The organism is Sphingomonas sp. (assembly GCF_040398505.1).
Classification (GTDB): Bacteria; Pseudomonadota; Alphaproteobacteria; order Sphingomonadales; family Sphingomonadaceae; genus Sphingomonas.
Map to the genome: position 1 here is coordinate 1 of NZ_JBBATX010000104.1, position 8,431 is coordinate 8,431.

Below are 8,431 nucleotides of genomic sequence, written 5' to 3' on the forward strand. Positions count from 1 at the left end.
GGCACCGCCCACGTCGCCCGCCGCGCCAGCGTCAGCACCGCCGCAATCCCCACCGCTGCCATCGTCCAGAAATGATAACGCACCTCAGAGGCGACGCTCAGCGGTAAATAGCTGAAGCCGTACAGCACCCCTGACCATGCCAGCGCCACCGCGGGGTCACCCTCGGCGAGCGACGGGCGCAGCACAAGCAGTCCGATGCCGAGCGCGAGCCAGCATACCGGCCATCCGAGCGGCGTCGTCAGCAGCCATGTCGCCGCCGTCGCTACGCCGGTCCGCACGGCATTCGAGGGTAAGGCGAAGCCCCACGGGTTCGGGTCCGACGCCAAGGACAGTCCCGGCAAATCCACATCGTGCACCATAAACCGCACGTTGCGATCGAAATGCGCGATCCGGTGCTGGGCGTAGGCGACCGGATGCGCCAGCACCGCCGCCGCCCACCATGCGTAGGGCCCGTGCCCGCTCCGCAATGGCGTCCGCAAGGTCTCGAACCCGATTCCGCACGGCGCGGCGCCCCACCAGGCATAGCGATCCCATGATACTGGCGAATAACAGGCCGCATTGACCGCAACCGGATTGCGCTGCGGCGTCGGCGGGAAAACATCGGTCCCGCTGAAACGCCCGATCCCGCCCAGATCATAAATCACCAGCGACAGTTCGACTCCGCTCCGCTTGGCGTGCAGCGCGGCATTGGCAAGCGGCAGCGCGAGCACCAGGGGCACTGCTGCCAGGACAGCGCTTGCGGCCAGCCGCGGCAGTGTCTGCCGCCATGCCGCCGGCAGCGCCAGCAGCAAAACGGGGAGGCACGCCGGCACCGCGTTGAAGCGCAGCGTCGCCGCCGCGATCAACAGGAGCGCCGCCCCAAGGCGCACCCGCCACGCCCCGGGTTGTGCCACTGCCAGCAAGCCACTCGCCAGCAGCAGCGCGCCGGCGAACAGGCTGTCCTTCAACACCGTCCCGACCAGCACCAGCGCGATCGGCGAGAGCGCCAGCGCGCCGAGCATCGCCACGCGCCACCAGCGCCCGCGACCCACGCCGCGTCGATCCGCCGCCTGCATCCACACCCCGGTGCCGCCCCAATATAAGGCAACCTGCAGCACCAGCATCGGTGCCGGCCCAGCGCCGAAAAGCCCCAATTGCCGCCACAGCCAGTTCATCGCGGGCGGGTGCCAATCGTCATACTGGCCGCTCAGCGCCTGGCCATATTGGCGGATCGCATCCCACGTCATGATTCCGGGCCAGAAGAGCGTTGCATGGCCCAGCGCAAGCAGCACGAGGCCACTAATACAGATTAAAAGCGGGCGTGGGATGGTGATCGACCGGATTGGCATCACCGGTTAGTAGCATTCCGTGTGTGCGATCGACACTTGCAAACCCGTTCCATAGTGTGACAGCAAGGTGGACCGGCTCTTTGGGGAAGACCGCGTCGGGGGAGAGTATACCGTTGGCCCAGGCCATTCTAATCGCTGACGATCATCCGATGTGTGCGGCGGCGCTCGGCATGGCCGCGCGCGAAGTCGCGGCCGATGCGACGATCGAACAGGTCGGCACGCTGGCCGACGCGGTTGCGCAAACCGAACAGCGCAAATTCGATTTGATCCTGCTCGATCTGATGCTGCCTGATGTCCAGGGGCTCGCCGGGCTCCTGATGCTGAAACGATTGCAGCCTGGCGCGCGCATTGCGATCGTCAGCAGCAGCGATCAACCCGCTGTAATGCGTCGTGCCGCGCGCGAGGGGGCGAGCGGTTTTATCCCCAAAAGTGCCGCGATGAGTGCGATGATCGCGGCGATTGCGGCGGTGTTGGCGGGCGGACAATCCTTTCCGCCGGAAATGTTCGTCGAGGGTCGTGGCGATGAGTCTGCATCACTGATCGGCGAACTGTCACCGGCCCAGTTCCGCGTGCTGCGTGCTGCGGCCGATGGCAGTCAGAACAAGCAGATCGCTTATGAACTCGGCATCGCCGAAACGACGGTCAAGACGCATTTCGCGCAGATTTTCCGGAAACTCGGCGTCACCAACCGCACGCAGGCGATCCTCGCGCTTCAGGCGCTCGATCTGGTCGCCTGATTGCGCGATGTGACGCGCGCCTGCGCAATCGCGTCGATCGTGGCGATCGCACAAGCGGCAATCGGTGCGCTGTCGGTCTGGCCCTCACGCTCGATACGGTGACACTGCCGCGCGAGTTCGAGCGCACCGACCCCGTCCGCCGCGCCGCGCAAGGCATGCGCTTGCTTGAGCGCGGTCGCAGTATCTCGCTCGGCGAGCGCGGTGATGATCACTTTCGTTCGCTCGGCGATGTCGCGCTCCATCATCGCCAGCAAGGTGTCGGCCTGCCGCCCGCCGACGACCGCGCGCAGATCGGCGATGCGTGCTTCATCGAGCAAGCGCGCCCGCGGGCGCGATACGGTGGCGGCGGCGATCAAGCGATCGATCGTGGCGATCAGTTCGTCCCCTTCGAACGGCTTGCGAATATATTCGTTGGCACCGGCCGTAATCGCCATCTTGGCATGCCACTCGCTGCGCCGCGCGGTGAGGATCAGCACGGGCAGCGTGGCAAACATCGCCGATTGGCGAATCTCGCGCAAAATGGTGAGGCCGGTCTTGCCCGGCAACGCACAATCGAGAATCGCAAGGTCGGGGCCGTTTTCCCACAACGCCTCGAGCGCGTCATCACCGTCGCGCACCGCCACCACGACATGGCCAAGCGGGGCAAGCGTGCGGGCGACGATTTGGCACAGCAATTCGTCATCGTCGACGATCACGATCCGCGCCATCTCAGCACCCCCCGGCCGCAACGCGGCGCAAGTCGGTCCGTGCGGCATCCAACATCTCTGGCCACATCGCCGGCGACTCGGCGTCGTTGCCCAACCGTTCGTCTAGATCGGCGGCCATTGTCCCGAGTTCGGCCTTGCCGAAAAACGCGGCGGTCCCCGCCAGTCTGTGCAACGCGTCGCGCAACGCGTCGATCACCTGTGGCGTCAAGGGCCCCGCCAGGGCGACATCGAGCATTTCGAACATCCACTGCATCCGCGCATCGAATTGCGCGATCAGGTCGGGGTTGGCGCTGGCCGGGATGGCCGGTGCGGTGCGGGCCGGGGCATCAGGTGCAATCGCCCACCGCCGCACGACATGGTCGAGTGCTGCGAGTTGGACGGGCTTGGCGAGATGGTCCTGCATCCCCGCTGCGTGGCACGCCTCCACGTCGCTGGCATAGGCGTTGGCCGTCAGCGCAACGATCGGCACTGCTGCCGCCGGTGTGCCGCTGCTGCGGATCCGCCGTGTCGCTTCGATCCCGTCAATCTCCGGCATCTGCATGTCCATCAGCACCAGCCCGAAGGGCTGCCCTTGCAAAAACGCGTCTTGAACCATGGCGACCGCCTCGGTCCCGTTGCGCGCGATCACCGGACTATGGCCCAGACGTGTCAACATAGCCTTTATGAGAAGCTGATTTACGTCATGGTCCTCGGCGACCAAGATCCGCGTCGCGGCGATCGGCGGCAGGATCGGACCCCGATCGGTGGTAGTCGCTGGCGGCGTGCTGGCAAGGTCCGGCGCGGTGGTCAGCGGGATGCGCAGCGTGACGGTCGTCCCGACCCCTAGCGCGCTGAACAACGACAACCGCCCACCCATCAACTTGGCCAATTCAGAGGAGATCGCAAGGCCAAGGCCAGTGCCGCCATACCGGCGATTGGTCGCTTCGTCGGCTTGGACGAAATCCTCAAAGATGGCTGCCTGCCGGTCGGCCGCGATGCCGATGCCGGTGTCGCCAACCGATACCACCAGGTCGTCACCCGAAACCGCGACCCCGAGCAGGATCGCGCCTTCGGCGGTGAACTTGGCTGCGTTGCCCAGCAGATTGAGAATGATCTGGCGCAGCCGAAGCCCGTCGCCGACCACGATTTCCGGGACATCGTCGGCGATGGTGGTGCGCAGATCGATCCCGGCGCGCGCCGTCAGCGGCATGATCAGCGTGGCGCAACCCTGCGCCAAATGCCGCAAATCGATGCGATCCTGCGCCAGCGTGACATGCCCTGCCTCGATCTTCGACAAATCGAGAATGTCGTTGAGCAGCCGCATCATCGAATTGCCCGAATCGGCGATCATCTGCAGCTTCTGCTGCTGATCGGCACGCGGTTCCTCTGCCAGCAGCAATTCGGTGAACCCCAGCACGCCGTTCATCGGGGTGCGGATTTCGTGGCTCATATTGGCCAGGAAGCTCGATTTGGCCTGCGCTGCCACCTCGGCATGGCGGCGCGCGCGGTGGAGTTCGAATTCCAATTCCTTGCGGACCGAAATGTCGCGCACCGAACAGATGATCTCGCGCGGTTCGTGCGTGTCGGGGTCGCGGACCAGCCCGCTGTTCGATTCGAGCCAAACCCAGCTTCCCGCGCGCGCTTTATCCATCGGTTCGGAGCGATACGCGATCACGAGCCGCTCGGCCTCGCCCGCTGCGAGCGCGCGATAGGCGGCGATCACCGTGGCGGCGTCATCGGGGTGGAAGCGCGTGAGCATATTGTAGCCGATGAGGTGACGCGGCGCGACGCCGATCATCTCGCCGACCGAGGGCGACGCGTAGAGGCAGATGCCATCGAGCGAGAGGCGAAACACCGCATCGGTCGCGTTTTCGGCAAGCAGCCGCAATTGCTCCTCGCGCTCGGCCAGTATCACCTCGGCGCGCTTGCGTTCCGAAATGTCGATATTGACGCCGATAAAGCCGATGCGATTGCCGGAAGCGTCAACTTCGGGTGCGGTTATCACCTCGATCCAATGATCGCTCTTGTCCTTGTGCCGAAACCGGAACTCGGTGCGCAATTCGCCCGTATCCTGGACGGTCGCGGCCCATTGCCCCGACACGCGCGCCAAATCGTCCGGGTGGATCGCGGCACCCCAATCCGACCCCATGGCCTCTTCTTCGGTCAGGTCGGCGAGGCCCTGCCACGCTGCGTTCACATACGTCACCCCGCCGTGGAGATCAGAACGGAACACCCCGGCCGGGGACAATTTGGCCAACGCCTCGAACAGCCGCTGGCTCTCGGCCAGCGCATCGCGTGCTGCGCGCTGTTCGGTGATGTCGACGATCGCGCCGATAAACCCGCTGACGCGACCCTCATCGTCGAATTCTGCGGTATTGACGATATGGACCCAGATGATGGTCCCGTCGGGACGGCGAAACGCCTCTTCGCGGTGCCGCACTTCGCCGGGCGTGAAATTGATCCACGGGGTCTGTCGGAAATAGGCGGCCGGGTCCGCCAGCGCATCCGTCCAGCCGGTGTCGAGCAATGCCTCGGCGCTCATGCCGATCATATCGGTCCAGGCCTTGTTGACAAAGGTGATCGCACCGTCCGCCGCCGCGACATACATTCCGACCGGGGCCGCTTCGGCGACGCGGCGAAAGCGCGCTTCGCTGTCGGCCAGCGCGCGCTGCGTCGCCACGGCATGGGTAATGTCGCGGATCGTGCCAATCGTGCCGTCGAACGCGCCGTCCTTCCCGGCCAGGCGGCGCAGCGTGACTTCGATTTGGCGGCTCTCGCCGGATCTTGTGTAGAATCGCTGGTTGAGCGTGGCCTCGGTCACGGCACCGCTGACAATGTTGGGATAGGCTTTCCCTGCTTGAATTTTGTCGTCGGCGTGGAGCAAACGGGTCGTCGGCCAGCCGAGACTTTCCGCAACGCTATAACCGGTCAGCGTTTGCCAGGCGGGGTTGAGGAAGATCCAGCGCCCTTCGGCATCGGTGCGGAACACCACCTCCTGCATGGTCGAGACGAGCGTGTCGGAAAAATCGCGGCTCCGCTTCAAATCCGCGCGGTCGCGGTCGCGCCCTGCCAGCGCCGACGCGAAAGGAAGACCGATCGCAAAGGCCGTGACCAGGAACAATTGCAGGATATGGATTTGCGTGGCCAGCGTCGCCTGGATCAAGGCGATTGGCCCGCTTCCATTGACGGTCGCCGCTGTCGCAATGACCGAGACCACCGTAATCGCCGCCGCTGTGCCGAGCACGCCGAGCCGGAAGGTTGCGACGATCACCAGCGGTAGCCCGAAGAACAACAACGGATAGGCCGTCTGCCCGAACACGATCACCGTCACGACCGCATTGCCCCCCAGGATCAGCGCGATTTCGCCGACGGGTGCCGAATTGATCATGTCGCGTCGCGACCATGCCTGCATCGCGATCAACAGGATCGGCCCGAGGATCACCATGCCGAGCCCGTCGGCGATCGACCATTCGAACCACAAACGCGATATCGCGCGTCCGGTCGGCACGGTGATCCACAGCGCTGCGGCCAGCCCCGACAGCAAAGGTGCCGCCACGCCGCAACACAGGACGAAGCGGATCACATCGGGGAAATGCGTCATGTCGGGCACGCGCTTTTGCCAGCGCAGCACCAGCCAGCACCCGCCGGCCGCCTCCGCACAGTTGATCGCAGCGAGCAGGACATTGCCGGGGAGTTGAAAGTGATCGAGGCTATTCGCCGCCAAATAGCCGAGAAACGCCGCACCGAGCCACCCTCCGGCGGTCCGTGGGCGGCTATGCAGCAGCGTCACCGCAAGCACCGCATTGGGCAGCCATAAGGGCGAGATCGTCGTGCCGCCGCGCGTCAGCGCAAAGCCGCCCCACGACAGCAGGAAGATCAGCCCGGCAAACAGCGCGCGCGTGCCGATCCAGCGCAGGGGCTGCCCGACCGCGGCGATGGCAGCGCGTTCTTCGATCCTATCCATTCACCCCTGCTGGACGGCTTTGGTTAATCCAACCCTAATATGGCCGCGTCGCCGCTTGTTCGGCGCACGGATTTGCGCTTTGTTGCGTTTTCTTTCCGTATCGCAAACCTTTTTATCGCATCCGATCCGCAAAAGGGGCTTTTTGAATGACCTTCCCACGCCTGGCGCTGGCGGCTGCGTGCCTCCTCGCCACGACCGTTCTTGCCGCGCCGTCGCTCCGCGCACAGGCCGTCAGGCCCGCTTTGGCCGAGCCAAGCCTGTCACCCGATGGCAGCTTGATCGCCTTTGCCTCGGGCGGCGATATCTGGGAAGTCGCGGCCAGCGGCGGCATCGCGCGCCCGCTCGTCACCGATGCCGCCACCGAAAGCCGCCCGCTTTATTCGCCCGACGGCACCCGGCTCGCCTTTACCTCGACGCGCGGCGGCAGCGCGAACCTCTACGTGCTCGATCTTGCCAGCGGCGCGGTGACGCGGCTGACCTATGCCGAGGCGGGCGAGGAGCTCGACGCGTGGTCGCCCGACGGCAAATATCTCTATTTCGCCAGCGGCGTGCAGGATGTCGCGCGGCAAGCCGACATCTTTCGCGTCGCCGCCGATGGCGGAACGCCGATGCAAGTCAGTAGCGAGAAATACCTTGCCGAATTTCAGGCCGCACCCTCGCCCGACGGGACCATGCTCGTCCTCAACGCGCGCGGCCTGAGTGGCGGGCAATGGTGGCGCAACGGCACCAGCCACATTGATGAGACCGAGTTGTGGCTCAAGCCCGTCGCCGAGGGTGGGGCGTATCGCCGCTTGCTCCCCGGCGGCGAAAAACATGCCTGGCCGATGTGGAGCCGCGATGGCCGCAGCATCATCTATATGTCGGCGCGCGGCGGCGTCGAAAACCTCTGGCGCGTCGGCGTCGGCGAAGCGGCAGCGCCCGCGCAACTGACGCGCTTCACCGATGGCCGCTTGCTCTACCCGTCCATGGCGGCGAACGGCGCGGCAATCGTGTTCGAACGCGATTTCGGCGTGTGGCGCTTCGATCCCGCGACCGGCCAGACTGCGCCCGTCCCGATCACGCTGCGCGGGGCCGCCAGCGCCACGCCCAAGCGGCACGAGACACTCGCCAGCTTCCAGCGCCTCGCGCTCTCGCCCGACGGGCAGAAACTCGCGGTGATCGGCCATGGCGAAGTCTTTGCCGCGCCCGCCAAGGAGGGCGGCCCGGGCCAGCGCATCACCACCACCGCCGGGGCCGAGCGCGAAGTGACCTGGTCGCCCGACAGCCGCCGCGCGCTGGTCATTTCCGAACGCGGGCTCGATCATCGCCTGGTCGAATATGACGTCGCCAGCGGGCGCGAGACGATGCTGACGCAGCGCGGCATCGCCTCGACCCCGGCTTATGCCCCCGACGGCAAATCCGCCGCCTATGTCCTCGACGATCGCGAGCTGCATGTCGTCACGCTCGCCGGCGGGGTCGATCGCACGATTTTCACCGGCGCAATCGCCACCGACGAGCGCGACGGCCCGCGCCCGGTCTGGTCGCCCGACGGGCAATATATCGCCTTCCCCGTGCTCGACGGACGCGCCTTCGTAAACGTCCATGTCGTACCCGCAGCGGGCGGTGCGGCACGCCCCGTCAGCTTCCTTGGCAACGGGCAGATGGGCGGCATCGCCTGGTCGCCCGACGGCAAATACATCCTGTTCGACACGGCGCAACGCAGCGAGGATTCGCGCA

General features: G+C 65.7%; 5 protein-coding genes. 2 read left to right on the forward strand and 3 right to left on the reverse strand.

What is annotated here, in order from left to right; all coding sequences use genetic code 11:
• Positions 1 to 1,328 (reverse strand): hypothetical protein (locus tag ABWP09_RS11845; protein WP_353205337.1); only part of this gene is annotated, 1,328 nt, incomplete at its 3' end.
• Positions 1,329 to 1,441: 113 nt separating this feature from the next.
• Here ABWP09_RS11845 and ABWP09_RS11850 point away from each other — a divergent pair.
• A complete protein-coding gene (locus ABWP09_RS11850) occupies positions 1,442 to 2,065 on the forward strand; it encodes a response regulator transcription factor (RefSeq protein WP_353205338.1) in 624 nt (207 codons plus the stop codon).
• Here the strand turns inward: ABWP09_RS11850 and ABWP09_RS11855 are convergent.
• Together ABWP09_RS11855 and ABWP09_RS11860 are read right to left on the reverse strand one after the other, a co-directional pair.
• Positions 2,041 to 2,772: a response regulator gene (locus ABWP09_RS11855; RefSeq protein ID WP_353205339.1), complete on the reverse strand. Its 732-nt coding sequence runs from the start codon at positions 2,770 to 2,772 to the stop codon at positions 2,041 to 2,043. The genes ABWP09_RS11850 and ABWP09_RS11855 overlap by 25 nt on opposite strands.
• Before the next feature lies 1 nt (position 2,773).
• Positions 2,774 to 6,715 carry a PAS domain S-box protein gene (locus tag ABWP09_RS11860; protein WP_353205340.1) on the reverse strand — a complete coding sequence of 1,314 codons (3,942 nt, stop codon included), beginning with the start codon at positions 6,713 to 6,715 and terminating at the stop codon, positions 2,774 to 2,776.
• A 146-nt stretch (positions 6,716 to 6,861) separates the two neighbouring features.
• On the opposite strand from ABWP09_RS11860, the gene ABWP09_RS11865 reads away from it, so the two are divergent.
• The coding region (locus ABWP09_RS11865; RefSeq protein ID WP_353205341.1) for an LpqB family beta-propeller domain-containing protein at positions 6,862 to 8,431 on the forward strand (1,570 nt) is incomplete at its 3' end.

Coding starts and splice junctions, on each gene's coding strand:
- ABWP09_RS11860 (WP_353205340.1), bottom strand. CDS start 6,715: ATGGATAGGATCGAAGAACGCGCTGCCATCGCCGCGGTCGGGCAGCCC.
- ABWP09_RS11855 (WP_353205339.1), bottom strand. CDS start 2,772: ATGGCGCGGATCGTGATCGTCGACGATGACGAATTGCTGTGCCAAATC.